This is a genomic window from Streptomyces sp. NBC_00443, from assembly GCF_036014175.1.
GTDB lineage: Bacteria > Actinomycetota > Actinomycetes > Streptomycetales > Streptomycetaceae > Streptomyces.
In genome coordinates this window covers 2,358,484-2,378,362 of sequence record NZ_CP107917.1, presented here as the reverse complement: position 1 = coordinate 2,378,362, position 19,879 = coordinate 2,358,484, and the positions used below count along the sequence as shown (strand labels likewise).

The 19,879-nt window shown below is 70.5% G+C and carries 11 protein-coding genes and 1 pseudogene; 11 read left to right on the top strand and 1 reads right to left on the bottom strand.

Annotated features, from left to right (window positions below; translation table 11 throughout):
- Nucleotides 1-187 precede the first annotated feature (187 nt).
- The 8 genes and pseudogenes from OHO27_RS10520 to OHO27_RS10485 all read left to right on the top strand — a co-directional run bounded on the left by OHO27_RS10520 (nucleotide 188) and on the right by OHO27_RS10485 (nucleotide 14,509).
- Complete coding sequence (locus OHO27_RS10520) at nucleotides 188-2,347, top strand: RecQ family ATP-dependent DNA helicase (RefSeq protein WP_328422562.1); 2,160 nt, start codon at nucleotides 188-190, stop codon at nucleotides 2,345-2,347.
- Nucleotides 2,348-2,940: 593 nt separating this feature from the next.
- Complete coding sequence (locus OHO27_RS10515; RefSeq protein WP_328422560.1) at nucleotides 2,941-4,527, top strand: DUF4192 domain-containing protein; 1,587 nt, start codon at nucleotides 2,941-2,943, stop codon at nucleotides 4,525-4,527.
- A gap of 850 nt (nucleotides 4,528-5,377) precedes the next feature.
- Nucleotides 5,378-7,265, top strand: a pseudogene (locus OHO27_RS10510) (glycogen debranching N-terminal domain-containing protein).
- Nucleotides 7,266-7,396: 131 nt separating this feature from the next.
- The gene (locus tag OHO27_RS10505) at nucleotides 7,397-8,155 is read left to right on the top strand and encodes an NUDIX hydrolase (RefSeq protein WP_328422558.1); all 759 of its coding nucleotides are present in this window, start codon (nucleotides 7,397-7,399) and stop codon (nucleotides 8,153-8,155) included.
- A gap of 352 nt (nucleotides 8,156-8,507) precedes the next feature.
- A complete protein-coding gene (locus OHO27_RS10500) occupies nucleotides 8,508-10,484 on the top strand; it encodes an ABC transporter ATP-binding protein (RefSeq protein ID WP_328422556.1) in 1,977 nt (658 codons plus the stop codon).
- Between the two features lie 163 nt (nucleotides 10,485-10,647).
- Nucleotides 10,648-11,535, top strand: coding sequence for a FadR/GntR family transcriptional regulator (locus OHO27_RS10495; RefSeq protein ID WP_328422554.1), 888 nt, complete (start codon nucleotides 10,648-10,650; stop codon nucleotides 11,533-11,535).
- A gap of 426 nt (nucleotides 11,536-11,961) precedes the next feature.
- Nucleotides 11,962-13,497, top strand: coding sequence for an RNA polymerase sigma factor (locus OHO27_RS10490; RefSeq protein ID WP_328422552.1), 1,536 nt, complete (start codon nucleotides 11,962-11,964; stop codon nucleotides 13,495-13,497).
- A gap of 154 nt (nucleotides 13,498-13,651) precedes the next feature.
- Nucleotides 13,652-14,509: a serine protease gene (locus tag OHO27_RS10485; protein ID WP_328422551.1), complete on the top strand. Its 858-nt coding sequence runs from the start codon at nucleotides 13,652-13,654 to the stop codon at nucleotides 14,507-14,509.
- A gap of 110 nt (nucleotides 14,510-14,619) precedes the next feature.
- On the opposite strand, the gene OHO27_RS10480 is transcribed toward OHO27_RS10485, so the two are convergent.
- A complete protein-coding gene (locus tag OHO27_RS10480) occupies nucleotides 14,620-14,850 on the bottom strand; it encodes a DUF7455 domain-containing protein (protein WP_266685298.1) in 231 nt (76 codons plus the stop codon).
- A gap of 444 nt (nucleotides 14,851-15,294) precedes the next feature.
- Here OHO27_RS10480 and OHO27_RS10475 point away from each other — a divergent pair, with 444 nt between their 5' ends.
- The 3 genes from OHO27_RS10475 to OHO27_RS10465 all read left to right on the top strand — a co-directional run bounded on the left by OHO27_RS10475 (nucleotide 15,295) and on the right by OHO27_RS10465 (nucleotide 19,646).
- Entirely contained in the window at nucleotides 15,295-17,415 is a 2,121-nt protein-coding gene (locus OHO27_RS10475; protein WP_328422544.1) for a DNA gyrase/topoisomerase IV subunit B, read from the top strand.
- Between the two features lie 216 nt (nucleotides 17,416-17,631).
- Nucleotides 17,632-18,057 carry a DUF485 domain-containing protein gene (locus OHO27_RS10470; RefSeq protein WP_328422542.1) on the top strand — a complete coding sequence of 142 codons (426 nt, stop codon included), beginning with the start codon at nucleotides 17,632-17,634 and terminating at the stop codon, nucleotides 18,055-18,057.
- The gene (locus OHO27_RS10465; protein ID WP_328422540.1) at nucleotides 18,054-19,646 is read left to right on the top strand and encodes a solute symporter family protein; all 1,593 of its coding nucleotides are present in this window, start codon (nucleotides 18,054-18,056) and stop codon (nucleotides 19,644-19,646) included. Before OHO27_RS10470 ends, OHO27_RS10465 begins: the two co-directional genes overlap by 4 nt.
- Nucleotides 19,647-19,879 lie beyond the last annotated feature (233 nt).

Sequence of the window (19,879 nt, the reverse complement as noted above, 5' to 3'; positions counted from 1 at the left end):
TTGGGACCACCGACCGTTATCTGGTGGTGCGAGGGTTATATCCCTACCCAGTGCGTCACTGTGCGACGCATGGGGTGACCTGTACGACCAGGTCAACGATGCTCGGCGCGCTCCGTCGACGGTCCGTGAGTGCCTGTTGCGCCGAGTGAGGTGGCTGATTGTCAGTGGCATCGGGTTGCATGGAGACATGGACGATCTGGAGCTCCGCACCGAAGCCGATGCCATCCTCGCTGAGCTCGTCGGTGCCCCCGGCGGTACGGCCCGGCTGCGGGAGGACCAGTGGCAGGCGGTGGCGGCCCTGGTGCAGGAGCGCCGTCGCGCCCTGGTGGTGCAGCGCACGGGCTGGGGCAAGTCGGCGGTGTACTTCGTCGCCACCGCTCTGCTGCGCCGACGTGGTGCCGGCCCGACGGTGATCATCTCGCCCCTGCTCGCGTTGATGCGCAACCAGGTCGAGTCGGCGGCGCGGGCCGGTATCCGGGCGCGGACCATCAACTCGGCCAACCCCGAGGAATGGGACACCATCTACGGGGAGGTCGAGCGCGGTGAGACCGATGTACTCCTCGTGAGCCCCGAGCGCCTCAATTCCGTGGACTTTCGCGAGCAGTTGCTGCCCAAGCTCGCTGCCACCACCGGCCTGCTGGTGGTCGACGAGGCGCACTGCATCTCCGACTGGGGCCACGACTTCCGGCCCGACTACCGCCGGCTCCGGGCGATGCTTGCCGGGCTCGCCCCCGGGATTCCGGTGCTGGCGACCACGGCGACCGCCAATGCCCGCGTGACGGCGGACGTCGCCGAGCAACTGGGGACCGGCGCGGGCGAGGCCCTGGTGCTACGCGGCTCGCTGGAGAGGGAGAGCCTGCGGCTGGGTGTGGTGCAGTTGCCGGACGCGGCGCATCGTCTGGCCTGGCTGGCCGAGCACCTGGACGAGCTGCAGGGTTCCGGGATCATCTACTCGCTCACGGTGGCCGCGGCCGAGGAGGCCACCGCGTTCCTGCGGCAGCGCGGCTTCCAGGTGGCCTCGTACACGGGGCGTACGGAGAACGCGGACCGGCTGCAGGCCGAGTCCGACCTGCTGGCGAACCGGGTCAAGGCGCTGGTCGCGACCTCGGCGCTGGGGATGGGGTTCGACAAGCCGGACCTGGGCTTCGTGGTGCATCTCGGTTCGCCGTCGTCGCCGATCGCCTACTACCAGCAGGTCGGCCGCGCCGGCCGCGGTGTCGAGCACGCGGATGTGCTGCTGCTGCCCGGCAAGGAGGACGAGGCCATCTGGCGCTACTTCGCCGACACGGCCTTCCCGCCCGAGACGCAGGTCCGGCAGACCCTGTCGGCGCTGGCGGAAGCGGGACGGCCGTTGTCCGTGCCTGCGCTGGAGGCGGTGGTGGATCTTCGGCGTACGCGGCTTGAGACCATGCTCAAGGTCCTCGACGTGGACGGGGCGGTCAGGCGGGTCAAGGGTGGCTGGACCTCCACCGACGAGCGGTGGGTGTACGACGCTGATCGGTATGCGTGGGTGGCACGGCAGCGAACTGCCGAGCAGCAGGCCATGCGGGAGTACGTGAGCACGACACAGTGCCGGATGGAGTTCCTGCGTCGGCAGCTGGACGACGAGGGGGCCGCCCCGTGCGGCCGCTGCGACAACTGCGCGGGCACCTGGATCGCTTCGTCGGTCTCGTCCGAGGCTCTGACGGGGGCGGCGAAGGAGCTGGATCGCCCAGGGGCGGAGGTTGAGCCGCGCCGGATGTGGCCGACAGGGATGCCCGCACTGGGCATCGACCTCAAGGGCCGCATCCCGGCCAAGGAGCAGTGTTCCACCGGGCGGGCGCTGGGCCGGCTCTCGGACATCGGCTGGGGCAACCGCCTGCGGCCTTTGCTGGCCGAGAACGCCCCCGACGGTCCGGTCCCCGACGACGTCCTGCAGGCCGCGGTCGCGGTCCTCGCCGACTGGGCGCGCTCACCGGGCGGCTGGGCGCCGAATGTGCCGGATGCCTCTTCCCGGCCGGTGGGTGTCGTCGCCGTACCGTCCCTGGCCCGTCCGCAACTGGTCGGTTCCCTCGCCCAGGGCATCGCGACCATCGGCCGCCTCCCGTATCTGGGAACCTTGACGTACACGGGACCGGGTGGCGCGCACGCGACACGGCGCAGCAACTCCGCTCAACGCCTACGGACACTGGCCGACACATTCGCCGTCTCCGAGGAACTGGCTGCTGCGCTGGCGGGCTCCTCGGGGCCTGTCCTGCTCGTGGACGACTACACGGACTCGGGCTGGACCCTCGCTGTCGCTGCTCGCCTCTTGCGCCGGGCTGGCAGCGAAGCGGTTCTTCCTCTGGTCCTCGCTGCCGCGGGTTGAGCTGCCCTGGGTGTTGTGGAGACGGGCGGTGACGGCCGCCTGAAGGCAAGAGTGGGCCGCCCCGGTGATCGGGGCTCGGTCCGGAGCCCGTGCGTGCACGGCACGTGGCGATTCGGTCCGGCATCCAGGTGGGGTTGGAGTACATCGGCCAGTGCCTGCTGTGCGGTACCTGTGCCAACTGGACGCCGTTTGCCGTGAGTTTCGGCGGGCGGGGCAGAGGCGCGTTCTGCTCGCCGTACGTGAACATGCGACGAGACTCAGGACGCGGTGTGGCTGCTCGTGGGCCGGTAGGGGCACGCCGGCGAGCCCCTGGATCCGGCTGCGCGCGAGGCGTCCCCGACTACCGCGCGACCAGCTCAGAGCGAGTTCTTGCGTATCGCGTCGGGCGAACGGACGGGCGTAGCGCGTCAGGAGTGAACGGCGCTGTGAGTCCCATGAAAGCGAATGACGGGGCCCACCAGAGCACGGCGTTGGAATGACACCGCGCACCAGAGCGCGGCATTACCCACGTCCAGGGGCGAATTGTCGTGTCCCTGGTCGGACTTATCCACAGGGTCAAGCGGAACTTCGCGATCCGGGAGATCGTCTGTCGCATGACGAATCACAGCGAAGCGACTGGATTTTCCGAGAGCGACGACGCCGGGCGCGGGGAGCGGCCAGCCGCCCCTGGGGCAACTGACCCGAAGGAAGCGGACCTGCCCGAGCACCAGGTCACCCTGCGCACCCCGGCGGAACTCGCCGACGCCCTGCCGTATCTCCTCGGCTATCGCCCCGAGGACAGCATCGTCCTCGTCGCCCTGCACGACAGGGCAGGCCGCGGGCGGTTCGGTGGCCGAGCGCGGCTCGGCATTCCCGCGAGTGCGGACGACTGGGACTCCGCGGCCGGGCAGTTGGCCCACGGCCTGGTGACGGGCAGCGAGCGTAGGGGAGCCCGGCCGGAGCAGATGGTCGCCTTTCTCTGCCAGGAACCGGCCGAGGGCGAGACGGGCCGCCAGGTCATGGAACGGCTGCGACCGCTGGCCCAGAAGATGCGTGTCGCCTGCGGCAATCTGGACGTGCCGGTGATCGAGGCCCTGTGCATCTCGGACGGCCGCTTCTGGTCGTACTGCTGCGACCGCGCCGAGTGCTGTCCGCCCGAGGGCTGTCCGATGGGCCTGCCCGGTACGTCCGTGCTGGCAGCCGCGGCCACATACGCCGGGGTCCAGGTGCGCGGCACGCTGCGCGAGTTGCGGGCCAGGTTGCTGCCCTGGGAGTTGGCGGGCGCCCCGGAGCAGGAGGGCGCCCTGGACACGGTCGGCATGGAGCTGGTCGCCAGGATCCTGGATGACACGAAACGCGCGGGCGTGGCGGAGGAGACGCTGGAGCTGGCGGAGCGGCTCAAGTGCCGGTTCGCCGAGGCCCCGCCTGTGGCCGGGACCTTGACCGCGGATTTCCGCGATGACGGACTGCTCGGCCACGACGAAGCCGCGAGGCTCATTCTGGGTCTGCAGGACCGCGCGACCCGTGACCGCGCGGCCGAGTGGATGGAGGGCGACGAGGCCGCTCCCGCGCTCCGACTCTGGCGGGCACTGGCCCGCCGCTGTGTCGGCCCGTACCGCGAGCACGCCGCGGCGCCCCTCACCCTCGCCGGCTGGGTGGCCTGGTCCACCGGCGATGAGCTGGAGGCCCGAGAAGCCCTCGCCATGGCACTCGGCGTCGACGGCGACTACCTCTTCGCCCGGTTGCTGCACCAAGCCTGCAACGAGGGGCTGGACCCCGAGGCGATCCGCCGCTGCCTGCGCGCGGAAAGTGTGAGCCGTGAACAGGAGGTCACAGGGCGGCTCGACCAGCCGGCGGACGTCGAAGAGCCGGTGCGGGGAACGGTGCCGGAGCCCGCGCCGACATCTGAGGAGGGCGGTGGTCGCCGATCACGGGAGACGGCGGGTGCTGTCGGCAGCCTGCCTCGATCAGCCAGGGGCACCGGGCGGAATCCGGGGGAGCGGGGCGCGAGGGGATCGAGTGTCGCGCGTCCTCGTGCGTCGGCGGGAAGCCGTCCCGGTGCTGTGCGGCCTGGCGGCACGGTGCCGGGGAGCTCGAAGGGATCGGCTCCGCGTACGTCGAGGAAGGGCGCCGCTCGTCGAGGTGGGCCCCGACCGGACGGCCTGTGTTCTGGAGGTGCGGGCGTGGAGGGGGACGCGTGAGCCGTCGAGGGCGGAGTGCCGACCGAGGTTGTGGAAGCGGTGGCATCTACCTGCGACGCCGCTGGGGCGGGGACGTCGTGGGGGGCCGTTGTCGCGCGGGTGTGGACTCCGCAGAGGGTTCAACCGTGAGGGTGGGGACTCCGCAGCGGGGTTCAACCGTGTGGGCAGGGACTCCGTCGAGGGGCTCAGCCGCCCGGGCGGGAACGCCAGGGAGGGGCTCAGCTGCGTCGGCGAACCCCGCCAATGCGGTGGCCCTCCGGCGGAGTTACCCCGTCATGGGCGTGACCTGGAGGGATCCGTCCCCGTTCACCTGAGTGGCGGAACGCCTGAACCGGCCGTGCCGCCGCACCGCCCCTGTCACTCCGGGTCCCCCAGCCGGCGCCGCACACGCCTGCGGCGCACAGAGCGCAGAGGAAGCCGCCCCATGCCACAGTCGACTCCGGTGCCGGCACCGATCCCGGCGCCTCCGCCGCCGATGTCACCGCCGACTCCGGCCTCCAGGGCCGGTGAGGACAGTTCCGTCCCCGGCGGAATGGTGCCGTCCCAACGTCTGGATACGGGGCTGCCTCCGACCGGGGACGGTGTGGGGCCGCGCGCGCCAGGGGGCCCGAGCGATACCCCTCGACGCGATGCCTCTCGGAGTGCCGAGTTCGGCGGTGCAACTCGATGCGCCGTCCGCGCAAGGCGCGCGTCCCCTACTCAAGACATCCCTTCGTCGGCTCAGCCGCCACCGAAGCCAACCCCACCAACCCCACTAGCCCCAACCCCACTAGCCCCACCAACCCCACGTCGGTCCGACGTGCCTCCCACCCACAACGCCCTGATCTGCGTAGCCCTCCCGGGCCTCGCCATGTCCACGGACCAGGGGCAGTTGACCGGCCGAGGCCTCGACGGCTTCTACCGCGCAGGTCGTCGCGTGCTCTCACGCTGTCAGATCCGTGTGGCCGGGCGTGAGCCGCTCGCCGTGCAAGCCCGGATGTCCGGGGCCGACGTCGCCCGTTTCGTGGGCACGCTGCGGAGTTCCCCGCAGGCGGGCCCCGACCCGGACGTCGTCGTCGAGCGAACCCGTCACGCGGACGGCACCGAGCGGATCACGCTGCACAGCGCGGCTGCCCGCCCCCTGCGTCTGCCGGTCGAGGTCGCTCTGGGCACGGACCTGGCCGACCTCGGTGCGATCGTCCGTGGCAACGCGGGACCGGAACTCCCTGCCACTGTCCACGACTGCGGCCTGCGCTGGTCGTCCGTCAAGGGGAGCTCGGCGGTGACGGCCGACCCCCGCCCGTCGACGCACTGGCCTCGGCCGGGCTGCTGCGGTGGGAGTTCGTGCTCCCCCCGGGCGGCAGCGCGAGCATCGAGCTCCGGGTGCGGCCGGACGGTGCGGGACCCGTGCGCGCGGTGGGCAGAGCAGCGACCAGCCCGCTGGCGCCGGCGCGGGCGGCCGGCGACGACCCCGGGGTGGAAGTGCTGTTGCGGACGAGCATCGAGGACCTCCAGGCCCTCCTGCTGCGCGACCCGGCCCACCCCTCCGACATCCACCTGGCCGCGGGGGCACCGTGGCGCTGTGGCCTGGCCCCGGCCGAGGCCCTCGCCGCGGCCCGGATGACGCTGCCCCTGGGCACCCGGCTCGCCGCGGGCACCCTGCGCACTCTCACCCGGACCCAACTCCGGGGCCAGGGAGCGCAGTCCGGCATGATCCCCGCGCCGATGAGGGACGCCGGCACACATCTGCAACCGGGCTGCACAGGCACGGAGGCCACGCTGCTGTTCCCCGCCCTGCTCGCGGAGGCCCGACGCTGGGGGATGCCCGCGGCCGAGACCGAAGAACTCCTCCCGGCGGCCGAGTCGTGTCTGACCTGGCTGCGGACCACCGTGGGTGACGGCACGTATCTGCCCGACCCGCAGCCCGGCGGTCCCGTCCGCTGCGAGACGCAGGCCCACGCTCATCGTGCGGCACTGCTGGGCGCCGATCTGCTCGACGCCTTCGGCAGACCGGGCAGTGCCGAGCTGCGGCAATGGGCCGGGGCGTTGCGCAACGCGTTCCGTGCGGACTTCTGGATCGATGACCTGGGCGGCGGCCGGCCCGCGGCTGCCCGGGCCCCGGACGGACGCCTCGTGCCGCAGCTGGGCGCGAGCGCCGTCCACCTGCTCGACACCGGCCTGCTGGGCGGTGGCGAACAGGCGCCCGGCCTGCTGGACAAGGTGCAGACCGGGCAACTCGCCCGGCTGCTCGGCGGTCCGGCCATGGATTCGGGCTGGGGCCTGCGCGGGCTGGGCGTGAAGGAAGCGGGGCACAATCCGTTCGGCCACCGCAGTGGCGCCGTGCGGGTCCATGAGACGGCGCTCGCCGTAGCGGGCCTCGCCGCGGCCGACTACGAGAAGGAAGCGAGCGCTCTGCTGAGAGGCGTACTGGCCGCCGCCGCCGTGTTCGACCACCGCCTGCCCGACATGTACGCGGGGGAGCGGCGCACCAACGGGAGCGCCCCGTCCCGCACCCGGCGGCCTGCCGCCCCGCGGCCACGGCGGCGGCAGGCGGAGTGCTGCTCCTGACCACGCTCGCGGGCATCCGCCCGGACGCGCCGGCGGGCACGGTCACCCTGCGACCCGTGCGCAGCGCGCCGCTGGGTGAGGTCATCCTGACCGGCCTCCGGATCGCCGGGGCACCGTTCTCCGTACGTGTCAGCCGCCTGGGTCTCGCCATGGTCGAGGAAGCGGCCGACGGGCTGCAATTGCGAGCGTGACCTCGTACGACTCTCAACGACACGACATGCGGAGAGGGCGGTGAGGCCCGCACCGGGGCCGAATTGGATCAGTCATCGATGGGGCCGACGAAGGGAGTGTTTATCGTCAAGCAGACGACTATGATCGCCGCATGCCCTACGACCCGTCAGCGTTTCCGCCCTTTGCCGTCACCGTGGACCTGGTCGTGCTGACCGTGCGCCGCCATGACCTGTGCGCGTTGGCGGTGCGCAGGGGCGAACCGCCGTTCCAGGGGCGCTGGGCACTGCCGGGTGGGTTCGTACGGGCCGACGAGGACCTGGCGCAGGCGGCCGCGCGCGAGTTGGCCGAGGAGACCGGGCTGCGTGCTCACGACCCGGCCGTCCCAGCACAGGACAACGGCGCCCACCTGGAGCAGCTCGCGACCTACGGCGACCCCAAGCGGGATCCGCGGATGAGGGTGGTCAGTGTTGCCCACCTGGCGCTGGCCCCCGACCTGCCGGCCCCCCGCGCAGGCGGCGACGCCAGCAACGCCAGGTGGGCCCCGGTCGACGAACTCCTGCAGCAGGGCGGTTACGGCCGCGACGCCGAACCCGTCGCACCGCTCGCCTTCGACCACGCGCAGATCCTGGCCGACGGAGTGGAGCGCGCCCGCTCCAAGATCGAGTACTCGTCGCTGGCCACGGCGTTCTGCCCCACCGAGTTCACCGTCGGTGAGCTGCGCCGGGTCTACGAGGCCGTGTGGGGTGTGGCGCTCGACCCGCGCAACTTCCACCGCAAGGTGACAGGCACGCCCGGCTTCCTCGTCCCCACCGGCGGCACCACCACGCGCCAGGGCGGCCGCCCCGCCCAGCTCTTCCGGGCCGGCGGAGCCACGCTGCTCAACCCCCCAATGCTGCGGCCCGAGGTCTGACGCGGGCCGGAAGCGCGACGCGGGCCGGGACGCGAACCCGACGCCGAAGCGGGCCCGGGAACGACGTCATGGGATCCGAACGCGGCTCAGGGACAAGGATCACGGCATCCGTAAGAGGCTCAGGACCAAGGGCCAGGGGATCCGAAAGGGGCTCAGGGACGAGGGCCACGGGTCCCGAACAGGGCTCGGGGACATGCGCCACGGGCCCAGAACAGGGGTCGAGAACGAGGCCGACAGACCCCGAACAGCGCTCGGAAACCAGGACCTCGAAATCCATCCGGGCCGAATCCCCCCTGCGCAGCGGGCCTTGCCCTACCCGAAAAAACGGACATAGCGCGCTATCTTGCTGTGAGTGATCCAGGCCATCGGACTGACCAGCGACCCGCGCAAGGAGCTTCCTCCTGCCGTCGACGACGTCTCCTTCGAGGCCCACGCGGGCCGCGTCACCGCGCTGCTCGGGGCGTCGGGAGCGGGCAAGACGACGGTGCTCAGACTCATGCTCGAACTCCAACGGGGCCGTGGAATCACCTACTTCAGAGGCCGCCCCCTGCACCGCATCGCCCATCCTTCGCGCGAAGTCGGCGTGCTGCTGGGCGACCTCCCCGGGCACCCGGCCCGCACGGTCCGTGGGTATCTGCGCATGCTGTGCGCCGCCGCGGGCGTTCCGGCCCGGCGCGCCGACGAAGTCCTGGAGGTGGTCGGTCTGGTCAGCCTGCGCGACGAACGCCTCGGCACCCTCTCGCGCGGCATGGACCGCCGCCTCGGCCTCGCCTGCGCACTGCTCGCCGATCCGCACACCCTTGTCCTCGACGGCCCCGCCGCGGGGCTCTCGGGTCGCGAGAGCCGCTGGCTGCACGGCATGCTGCGCGCGCACGCGGCCCAGGGCGGCACGGTCCTGCTGACCACGGCCGACCCGAAGGAGGCCGCGCGCACCGCCGACAGGGTCGTCACGTTGCAGCGGGGCAGGCTCGTCGCCGATCAGGACGTGGCCGACTTCGCCCGCACGCGGCTGCGCCCCCGCGTCGCCGTCCGCACTCCGCACGCCTCCCGCTTCGCCTCCCTGCTCACCAAGGAGGCGCGCACCGCACACCGCTCCGTCGAGGTCGTACGTGAGAGCGGCAACCGTCTGTCCGTGTACGGCAGTACGTGCGCCGATGTCGGCGAGACTGCCTTCCGCCACGGGATCCTCGTCCACCAACTCGCCGACGAGATCGGGGACATGGGGCCCGGTGCCGGGGTGGGCCCGCAGTCGACCGAACCGCGAACCGACGAGGTGACGCACACGTCGGACGTCGAGTTGGCCGCTGCCGGTGGCCGCGGGCGCAGGGCCACGCCACCGCCGGGGTCGGACTCAGGGCCGGCCACAGTTGCCGCGCAGGAGGCGTCCGCGACAGCCCCGATCGCACCCGCGGAGGTTCCGCAGGCACGGGCAGGCGTTCCGCGACCGGCCGACGCACCCACGGCTGGTTCTTCTGCGCAGACCACCGCATCGTCGCGTCCGTCGGCTCCCGCTGCCGTCGCCCTTCCCGACCTCCCGCCCCCCATCTCCGTCCGCCCCGCCCCCAGTCCCCTCCGCCCCCTGCGCTACGAACTCCGGCGCGCCGTCGGTGTCGGTACCAGCTTCGTCACCGGCGCCGCCGTGCTCGTGGTGTCCGCCCTCACCGCCGTACTGCTGGCACGCGTCGGGCACACGCCGCAGGCGCGGCTGATGGCCGGGTGGCCGCAGCAGTTCCCGCTGCCGCCCGCGGCGCTCGGAGCCGGGCTGCTCGGCGCGATCGCCTTCGGCGACGAGTTCCGCCACCCCGCCCTGGCCGCGGATCGTGGCACCGTGCCCCGCCGACTGGGGCTGCTGGCCGCGAAACTCCTCGTCGCCACCGCCACCGCGCTGGTGCTGGCCTTCCTCACCGTGGGCTGCAACACCGAAGTGCTCTACCTCGTATACGGACCGGAGCTCGCTGAGGTTCCCGCGGACTGGCTTTCGCTGAGTGCGAGTTGGATCGGGCTCATGATCGGCTGCGCCTGGGCCGGAGTCCTCGCGGCGGGCCTCTTCCGGTCCACCACGGCCGGGCTCGCGGCAGTGGTCTCCGTGCCCGTCGTCGTCGTACCCCTCGTACAGAAGGCCTTCGAAGGACCGTCTGTGCGGACGGCGGCCGGTTTTCCGCTGCGGTTGCGGGAGCTGCTCCTGTCGCAGTGGCCGTTCGGGGGAGAGCGCTATCTGGAAGCCGCCGCGCGTGTCGTGGCCCAACCCGTCGGCGGCGCCCTGACGTTGTCGCTGACCGCCCTGCTCTGCGCCTACCTGCTCACGACCCTGCGGGGCAGGGTCCGATGACGACCATCCGTGCCGTTACCGATCCTGTCGTGCGCACAACTCCCCGGGGGAAGCCCATTTCTTTCCGATAAGGCGTCAATTGCGACGGGGTGAGCGATCACCCTTTCGTGTGCTTTTCACCAAAGACCTCAAGGGAGTTGAGGACGGCGCCGACAAAGGATGCGTGAGTACCCTTGCGCACACCATGATGACCGCCGCCCGCTCCGCAGACTCCGGCCTCGCCGGCCCGGGCGAACTCGACCGCTACCCCTACGCCGAGGCCCCCGTCGCCGACCGCCTCGGAGCCCCCGTCTGGGACGGCGGGGACTCGGAACTGGGCCGCGTGGGCCGGCGCGCCGCCGGCAGCCGTGGACGCGGGCTGCACGGCCAACTCGTCCAGCAGCTCGGCCAGATGATCGTCTCCGGCGACCTGGGCGCCGACCGTCCGCTCGTGCCCGAGGAGATCGGCCAGCGGTTCGAGGTCTCCCGCACCGTCGTCCGTGAGTCGCTCCGTGTCCTGGAGGCCAAGGGCCTGGTCAGCGCCCGTCCGAACGTCGGCACGCGTGTGCGTCCCGTCAGCGACTGGAACCTCCTGGACCCGGACATCATCGAATGGCGGGCCTTCGGACCACAGCGCGACGACCAGCGCCGGGAGCTCAGCGAGCTGCGCTGGACGATCGAGCCGCTGGCCGCTCGTCTCGCCGCCGGGCACGGCCGCGACGACGTCCAGCAGCGGCTCGCCGACATGGTCGAGATCATGGGCCACGCGATGGGGCAGGGTGACGTGCTCACGTTCTCCCGCGCCGACGCCGAGTTCCACTCATTGCTCATCCAGGTCGCCGGCAACCGCATGCTGGAGCACCTTTCGGGGATCGTCTCGGCCGCCCTCCAGGTCTCCGGCGGCCCCGTGACGGGCTGCGACCGGCCGAACGAGGCGTCGCTGGCGCAGCACAGCAGGATCGTCGACGCCCTCGCCGCCGCTGACGGCGCGGCCGCCGAGGCGGCCGTGCGCCAGCTGCTCACCGTCCACCCCGAGGTCGAGCGCGTGGTGCCCGCCCCCCGCGCGCACTGACCGCGCCACCGGGTGGCGCGGCCGGGATGCCTCCCCCTCCTGTGGCATCTCCCGGTCTGCGCTCCCTCCACCGTCGGACCCGCAGGATCCAGTACGGATCCTGCGGGTCCGACGGTGCGACGAGGCCGTGGAATAGCCGTACAGTGCATGGTTCGGGCCATGGGTGACCTGTTATGTCAGCGTCTGTCTGTTTTTGATCGGTTACGGGATGTGACTCGGGCCACGCAGATTGGGCGTAACGCTCGGGGAAACAGCGCGATGACCTAAGAGGTGACTGCCGAGGAGGGAATACGGACGCCGCACAAGGCGCTGTGTATCTTCCCGGCCCCCGCCCGCACCGTCGGCCCAATCCTCAGGCCGGTGGTCGGCTCCTGTCCGCAGTGGACGGGGCCGGAAGCCGTTTTCCAACGTTCCGAGAGGTTGTTCGTGTCGGCCAGCACATCCCGTACGCTCCCGCCGGAGATCGCCGAGTCCGTCTCTGTCATGGCTCTTATCGAGCGGGGAAAGGCTGAGGGGCAGATCGCCGGCGACGATGTGCGTCGGGCCTTCGAAGCTGACCAGATTCCGGCCACTCAGTGGAAGAACGTACTGCGCAGCCTCAACCAGATCCTCGAGGAAGAGGGTGTGACGCTGATGGTCAGTGCCGCGGAGCCCAAGCGCACCCGTAAGAGCGTCGCAGCGAAGAGTCCGGTCAAGCGCACCGCAACGAAGACGGTCGCGGCCAAGACGGCGACCGCGAAGAAGGCCACCGCCACCGCCACGCCCGAGGCGTCCGCCGCTGAGCCCGCCGTCGAGGACGACGCCACCGCCAAGAAGGCCGCTGCCAAGAAGACGACCGCCAAGAAGACGGCCGCGAAGAAGACCGTCGCCAAGAAGACGGCGGCCAAGAAGACCACCGCAGGCAAGAAGGACGACGCCGAGGTCGTCGAGGAAGAGGTCCTCGAGGACGCCCCCAAGGGCGCCGACGAGCCCGAGGGCGCCGAGAGCGCCGGTTTCGTGCTGTCCGACGAGGACGAGGACGACGCGCCCGCGCAGCAGGTCGCCGCCGCCGGTGCCACCGCCGACCCGGTCAAGGACTACCTCAAGCAGATCGGCAAGGTCCCGCTGCTCAACGCCGAGCAGGAGGTCGAGCTCGCCAAGCGCATCGAGGCCGGTCTGTTCGCCGAGGACAAGCTGGCCAACGCCGACAAGCTCGCCCCGAAGCTCAAGCGCGAGCTGGAGATCATCGCGGAGGACGGCCGCCGCGCCAAGAACCACCTCCTGGAGGCCAACCTCCGTCTGGTGGTCTCCCTGGCCAAGCGCTACACCGGCCGCGGCATGCTCTTCCTGGACCTCATCCAGGAGGGCAACCTCGGTCTGATCCGCGCGGTCGAGAAGTTCGACTACACCAAGGGCTACAAGTTCTCCACGTACGCCACCTGGTGGATCCGTCAGGCGATCACCCGCGCCATGGCCGACCAGGCCCGCACCATCCGTATCCCGGTGCACATGGTCGAGGTCATCAACAAGCTCGCGCGCGTGCAGCGCCAGATGCTCCAGGACCTGGGCCGCGAGCCCACCCCGGAGGAGCTGGCCAAGGAACTCGACATGACCCCGGAGAAGGTCATCGAGGTCCAGAAGTACGGCCGCGAGCCCATCTCCCTGCACACCCCGCTGGGCGAGGACGGCGACAGCGAGTTCGGTGACCTCATCGAGGACTCCGAGGCCGTCGTCCCGGCCGACGCGGTCAGCTTCACGCTTCTGCAGGAGCAGCTGCACTCGGTCCTCGACACCCTGTCCGAGCGCGAGGCGGGCGTCGTCTCCATGCGCTTCGGTCTCACCGACGGTCAGCCGAAGACCCTCGACGAGATCGGCAAGGTCTACGGCGTCACGCGCGAGCGGATCCGCCAGATCGAGTCCAAGACCATGTCGAAGCTGCGCCACCCGTCGCGCTCCCAGGTGCTGCGCGACTACCTCGACTAGGCCGCATCCGTACGACACACAAGGCCCGGCCCCCCGAATAGGGACCGGGCCTTCGTGCTGTCAGGGGCAGCCTTCGGACCGGCGCGCGGGTGCGGGGTCGGGCGGGCTGAATCACTCTGGGTGTCCCACGACCACTCCAGAGTGAGGAGCGTGCATGCGACGTCCCTTTATCCGGGCCCTCGCCCGGCCGCTGGTCCTGGCGGCCGTGGCGGCTGCCATACCGTTGGCGTCCGCCGCCCCCGCGGCTGCCGACAGTGTCGTCGTCGGCGGCTTCCCGGTCGATGTAACCGACAGTCCGTGGACCGTGGCGCTGTCCAGCCGTGACCGGTTCGGGGGTACGCGGGCGGGTCAGTTCTGTGTCGGCGTGGCCGTCGGCCGGACCACCGTGCTCACCGCGGCCCACTGCCTCAGCGAGGAGGTCATGGGGGCACCGCCCCACCAGGTGCGCGACTTCACCGTCATCACGGGCCGTACGGACCTGTTGTCCGGCCGGGGTCAGGAGATCCGGGTCCGCGACAGCTGGGTGAACCCGGCCTACGACGATGTCGGCAACGCAGGCGACTTCGCCGTGCTCTCCCTCGCCCAGCCCCTTCCCGCGAGCTCGGTCATCAGGATGGCCCGCGCCGGCGATCCTGCCTATGTGCCGGGGACACCGGCCCTGGTCTACGGGTGGGGAGACGTCACAGGGGCGGGCGACTACCCGCGCAGCCTGCGTGCGGCACGGGTGCACGTACTGGCTGACACCCTGTGCAAGCAGGCGTATCCGGGCGGTGGTGACGGCAGGTACCAGGCCGACAGCATGGTCTGCGCAGGGGAGCGGGAAGGGGGCCGGGATGCCTGTCAGGGGGACAGCGGAGGGCCCCTGGTCGCCCAGGGGAGGCTGATCGGGCTCGTGTCCTGGGGCACCGGCTGCGGTCGCGTGGGCAGTCCCGGTGTCTACACGCGGGTGTCCGAGGTCGTACGGACCCTGGGGTGGCGGGCCGCGGGGCAAGAGCGTCATGCCGACGGCTGACAGGGGCCTGAGCGCTCGCGGGGTATGAGCGCGGGCGGCCGCCCCTGCTCTCAGGGGCGGCCGCCCGTCAACCGGCCTGTGCCGGAGCTGGCTCGTCGTTAATGCGAGGTTCAGCGCTCTTCTTCGGACGTCGATGCGGGAACGGTCGTCAGCCGCTCCGTCTCGTCCTGTATCTCAGCGGCGATCTTCTTGAGTTCCGGCTCGAACTTGCGACCGTGGTGGGCGCAGAAGAGCAGTTCACCGCCGCTCAGCAGGACAACACGCACGTACGCCTGGGCGCCGCAACGGTCGCAGCGGTCAGCGGCCGTCAGCGGGCTCGCGGGGGTCAGAACAGTAGTCACGTCGCCTCTTCTCTAGCTCGACGAGCTGTCGTACCAGGGTCAACATCCAACCAGCCCCAAAACGTTCCCGCTCGCGGCTTCTCCCAGAGAGAAATTTTTCCGGGGCGGCTGGCTGCTGCCGGTTTGGCGGCGAATGTGCCGTAGTGCGTCTTTGTCTTGCTTACGGTTTCGCGCTGTCGGTCAAGGTCGGGTCCTCCCGGCTGGGTTGCCGGTTGTTCATGAGGACGTGCCCGGAGCCTAAATGGTTCATGCCTGGAAGGGAACGTGATATGTGCTTCACTCCATCGAGGGATCGAACACGCATGCGACTCTGGTCTAGTCTGTGTTTCACGCGAGGGTGGCGTTACAACGGCTCTACCAGGCCTCGGTACCCTCTTGACGGCGACCGAAGCCGTGCCCTTACCCACAAGGGCCTCATCTGAAATTCAGCGAGGAGCGAACCGCGTGACCGCCGAGACGTCCGTGCCGTCCACAGCGCTGCTGGCAGGAGCAGACCTGGACGGTTCCAACTACACCGCGCGGCACCTGCTCGTCCTCGAGGGCCTCGAGGCCGTACGCAAGCGCCCAGGCATGTACATCGGGTCGACCGACAGCCGTGGTCTCATGCACTGCCTCTGGGAGATCATCGACAACTCCGTCGACGAGGCTCTCGGTGGCTACTGCGACCACATCGACGTGATCATCCACGACGACGGCTCCGTGGAGGTCCGGGACAACGGCCGGGGCATCCCGGTCGACGTCGAGCCCAAGACCGGCCTGTCCGGCGTCGAGGTCGTGATGACCAAGCTGCACGCCGGCGGCAAGTTCGGCGGCGGGTCCTACGCCGCCTCCGGCGGTCTGCACGGCGTGGGTGCCTCCGTGGTGAACGCCCTGTCCGCGCGACTGGACGTCGAGGTGGACCGAAACGGCCACACGCACGCCATCAGCTTCCGCCGCGGTGTCCCCGGAGCCTTCGCCGCCGACGGCCCGAACGCCAAGTTCGAGACCGGCAGCCTGCGCAAGACCAAGAAGATCCCCAAGGCCCGCAACGGCACGCGCGTGCGGTACTGGGCCGACCGCCAGATCTTCCTCAAGGACGCCAAGCTGTCCCTGGAGACGCTGCACCAACGCGCCCGCCAGACGGCGTTCCTGGTGCCCGGCCTGACCATCGTCGTCCGCGACGAATTCGGCCTCGGCGACGGCGGGAGCAAGGGCGAGGAGTCCTTCCGCTTCGACGGCGGCATCAGCGAGTTCTGCGAGTACCTGGCCACCGACAAGCCGGTGTGCGACGTCCTCCGTTTGTCGGGCCAGGGCACCTTCAAGGAGACCGTCCCGGTCCTGGACGAGCACGGCCAGATGACCCCCACACAGGTCACCCGTGAACTCGACGTCGACGTCGCGATGCGGTGGGGCACGGGCTACGACACGACCCTGAAGTCGTTCGTGAACATCATCGCCACCCCCAAGGGCGGCACCCACGTCGCGGGCTTCGAGACGGCCGTGACCAGCACCATGAACGAGGTGCTGCGCACCAAGAAGATGCTGCGCGTCGCCGAGGACGACGTCGTCAAGGACGACGCCCTGGAGGGCCTCACCGCCGTCGTCACGGTCCGCCTCGCCGAGCCGCAGTTCGAGGGCCAGACCAAGGAGGTCCTCGGCACCTCGGCGGCCCGGCGCATCGTGAGCACCGTGATCGCCAAGGAGCTCAAGGCGTTCCTGACGTCCACGAAGCGGGACGCCGCGGCCCAGGCCCGGGTCGTCATGGAGAAGGCCGTCGCCGCCGCCCGTACGCGCATCGCGGCCCGCCAGCACAAGGACGCGCAGCGCCGTAAGACGGCTCTGGAGTCCTCCTCGCTGCCGGCCAAGCTCGCCGACTGCCGCAGCGACGACGTCGACCGCAGCGAGCTGTTCATCGTCGAGGGAGACTCCGCGCTCGGCACCGCCAAGCTCGCCCGGAACTCCGAGTTCCAGGCGCTGCTGCCGATCCGCGGCAAGATCCTCAACGTCCAGAAGTCGTCCGTCACCGACATGCTCAAGAACGCCGAGTGCGGCGCGATCATCCAGGTCATAGGAGCGGGGTCGGGCCGGACCTTCGACATCGACGCCGCCCGCTACGGCAAGATCATCATGATGACCGACGCCGACGTCGACGGCTCCCACATCCGGACGCTGCTGCTGACGCTGTTCCAGCGCTATATGCGGCCGATGATCGAGGCGGGCCGGGTGTTCGCGGCCGTGCCGCCGCTGCACCGGATCGAGATCGTCCAGCCCAAGAAGGGGCAGGACAAGTACGTGTACACGTACTCGGACCGGGAACTGCGCGACAAGCTCATGGAGTTCCAGAGCAAGGGCATTCGCTACAAGGACTCCATCCAGCGGTACAAGGGTCTCGGCGAGATGGACGCCGACCAGCTGGCCGAGACGACGATGGACCCGCGTCACCGGACCCTGCGCCGGATCAGCCTCACCGATCTGGAGGCCGCCGAGCGGGTCTTCGATCTGCTGATGGGCAACGATGTGGCGCCGCGCAAGGAGTTCATCTCCAGCTCGGCGGCCACGCTGGATCGGTCGCGCATCGACGCGTAGTCGCTGCGCCGGCTTGGACCGGGGGTCTGCCCCGGCTTCGCCTTCGGCCGGATTGGGATCCCACCCGCACCGCCCGCGCGGCATCGCCGTCGGGTGCGGGTGGCCCCTGTGAGGCCGCTCACCGTTGGAGGCTGCCGCGCTCCCGCAGTCACCTGATGGGGTGAAGCCCCCGGAGAACGCGATCCGGGGATCTTTCCGTTCTGTCCATGCTTGGGCATGCACTCGAGCCACGACCCCTGGTACGACGCCCTCGCCTCCGGATGGGGGGAGTCGGGTGCCGCGGACGTCCCGGACACTGTTCAGCGGGGTGCGGCCGATGTGTACCTCGAGGTGCAGCGGAGCGCGGCCTTCCAGGAGGTGCGCAGCCGGTACCGGCGGTTTGTGGTGCCGACTGTTGTGATCTTCCTCTCGTGGTACGTGGTGTACATCGTGGCCGCCACGACCGCGCCGGAGCTGATGGCCCGGCCCGTGGCGGGTGCCGTGAACGTGGCGATGCTTGCCGGGCTGGGGCAGTTCCTCACCACCTTCCTGCTCACCTGGGCCTACGCCCGTCACGCGCGGCTGCGCCGGGACCGGGCGGCGCTCGAACTGCGCTGGGACACCCAGGAGTTGACGCGCGTCGCGAAGGGCGGTGTCGCGTGACGGTTGACCATCAGACGCTGTCGCTGCTGCTGTTCAGCGTGTTCGTCGCGATCACGTTGGCCATCACGACCTGGGTGAGCCGTAACCGGCGTGGTTCCGCGGAGGAGTTCTACGCGGGCGGCCGGCTCTTCACTCCCATGGAGAATGGTTTTGCCATCGCCGGTGACTACATGTCGGCTGCGTCCTTCCTCGGCATCTCCGGACTCATCGCCCTGTTCGGCTATGACGGAATGCTGTACTCGGTGGGCTTCCTCGTGGCCTGGCTGGTGGTGCTGTTCCTCGTCGCCGAACTCGTGCGCAACTGCGGGCGGTTCACCCTCGCCGACGTGGTCGCCGCGCGGATGAGAGAGCGCCCCGTGCGGATCGCGCTGGGAACTTCCTCGGTCACCGTGTCCGTTCTGTATCTGGTGGCGCAGATGGTGGGTGCGGGCACCCTGGTCGCGCTCTTGCTCGGGGGCAAGGGGGAGTCGGCGCAGGCCTGGACCGTCATCGGCGTCGGTGCGCTCATGGTGATCTATGTGTCGTTGGGAGGGATGCGGGCCACCACCTGGATTCAGATCGTCAAGTCGGTCCTGCTGCTCGGCGGCACCGTCGCGTTGACCGTGCTCGTCCTGCTGCGCTTCCACGGCGACTTCGACCGGCTGCTGCTCACGGCGGCCGAGCGCAGTGGTCACGGGGCGGCGTTCCTGGCACCCGGGCTGAAGTACGGAGGCGACTGGACGGCCCGGTTCGACTTCATCAGCCTCGGCCTCGCGCTGGTGCTGGGCACGGCGGGGCTGCCGCACATCCTGTCGCGCTTCTACACCGTGCCTACCGCTCGCGCGGCACGGCGGTCGGTGGTGTGGGCGATCGGGCTCATCGGCGGCTTCTACCTGATGACGATCGTACTGGGCTTCGGCGCGGCCGCGATCGTGGGGCCCGAGGCCGTACGCGGGTCGAACGCGGCCGGGAACACGGCAGTTCCGCTGCTCGCCCTCGATCTGGGCGGCGGCGCGGACTCCACGGGAGGAACGGTTCTTTTTGCCGTCGTGGCCGCCATCGCCTTCGCCACGATCCTCGCGGTGGTCGCCGGAATCACGCTCGCCTCCTCCGCCTCCGTGGCCCACGACCTGTATGCCTCGCTACGGCGGCGGCGTGCCGAGCCCCGCAGCGAAGTTGCCGTGGCGCGTGTCGCGGCGGTCGGCATCGGCGTGGTCGCGATCGCACTCGGACTGCTGGCCCGCGACCTCAACGTCGCCTTCCTCGTGGGACTCGCGTTCGCCGTCGCCGCGTCCGCCAATCTGCCGGTGCTGCTCTACTCGCTGTTCTGGCGGGACTTCACCACACGGGGCGCCGTATGGGCCGTGTACGGGGGCCTGGTCCCGGCCGTGGTGCTGGTGGTGCTGTCGCCGGTGGTGTCGGGCAGCCCCGAATCGCTGTTCCCCGGCGTCGACTTCCAGTACTTCCCCCTGCAGAACCCGGGCCTCGTCTCCATCCCGCTGGGCTTTGTCGCGGGCTGGCTCGGCACGCTCATCTCGCCCGAAGTCCCCGACGAGGCCAAGTACGCGGAGGTCGAGGTGCGGTCGCTGACGGGGGCGGGGGCCGTATAGGCGCGGTGTTCGGAGCGGTCGGGGAGCCCGCACCGTCCTGGAAATCGAGGACGCCCGCACCGTCCTGGAAATCGGGGACGCCCGCATCGTCCTGGAAATCGGGGACGCCCGCACCGTCCTGGAAATCGGGGACGCCCGCACCGTCCTGGAAATCGGGGACGCCCGCATCGTCCCGGCAGTGCGCCGAGCGGTCGGCTGATACGTTGCGCGGCCGGCATCCGTATGAAGGAGGG